At 39.0% G+C, this 934-nt stretch carries 1 protein-coding gene; it reads left to right on the top strand.

The window, feature by feature from the left end:
• The coding region (locus ACTJJ9_RS26305) for an IS91 family transposase (RefSeq protein ID WP_186324355.1) at nt 1-732 on the top strand (732 nt) is incomplete at its 5' end.
• Between the last annotated feature and the right edge of the window lie 202 nt (nt 733-934).

Here is a 934-nt window from a genome sequence, read left to right on the forward strand (position 1 = left end):
ACGGTCGTATTAAAATTAATTAGAAACGGAGTTTCACCAAGAGAAAAGAAAAGAATCCAACCAAGACTTCAAAAGGCGTTCACCAATAATGGCGAAGGCTTCTATGTGTATGCACCTAAACAGAGGGGGAAAATAAAAGAACAACTTCGTTATATTGGCCGTTATATTCGTCGACCAGCGATTGGAATCAATCGGATTGAGGCATATGATGGGCAATTCGTTACGTTCAAATATAAGGATAAAACTGACGGAAAAGACAAATCCGAAACCGTAAGTGTCGAAGAATTTATTTCACGTTTAATTCGCCATATCCCAGACGAGCAATTTAAAACTATTCGGCATTACGGTATGTATTCTAGAAGATCAAAAAACTTGTGTAAAAAAGTGTTGAGTACTTGGCAACAAAAAGCAAGACGTTGGGTTGTAAAAGTTAAGAAAACCTTACGTCGCCAGACGTGGCGTGAAAGAATAGTAGCCAGTGGCAAGAAAGACCCTCTCGTTTGTCAGAGGTGTGAATGTTACTATGAATACAAGGGAGAAGTCTGCCTTGAAAATGGTAAATTAGAAATAAAGGTAGCCTTATGCAAAACTACAAGAGCTTATTTAGAAAGGATGATTAACGATCTCACCGGTATCAAAAACCCGCAAAAAGGGAAAGAAAAAGAAGAAAAACATAAGCCTAAACCAGTCCAAGCAACAGAGCGTCAGCTATGTTTGTTTGGCGTGTCATGAGAAAGAAGAGATTCCTATTAACGTGGTAAGGGATTTCGATTTAATGGATGATGGAGATCCGACAACTCCTCCTATGTTTGCATGTGAAAAATGTGGGGGTGAAATGTATCCTGAGTATTATAAAGGGGTACATGGCATAGAGTACAAATTATCGGATATTCTCTAACCATGAAAAGGACCGGGCTATGCCCGGTTTTTCTTA

Origin of the sequence: Metabacillus sp. 22489, from assembly GCF_052044855.1 — a bacterium.
Taxonomy (GTDB): Bacteria; Bacillota; Bacilli; order Bacillales; family Bacillaceae; genus Metabacillus; species Metabacillus niabensis.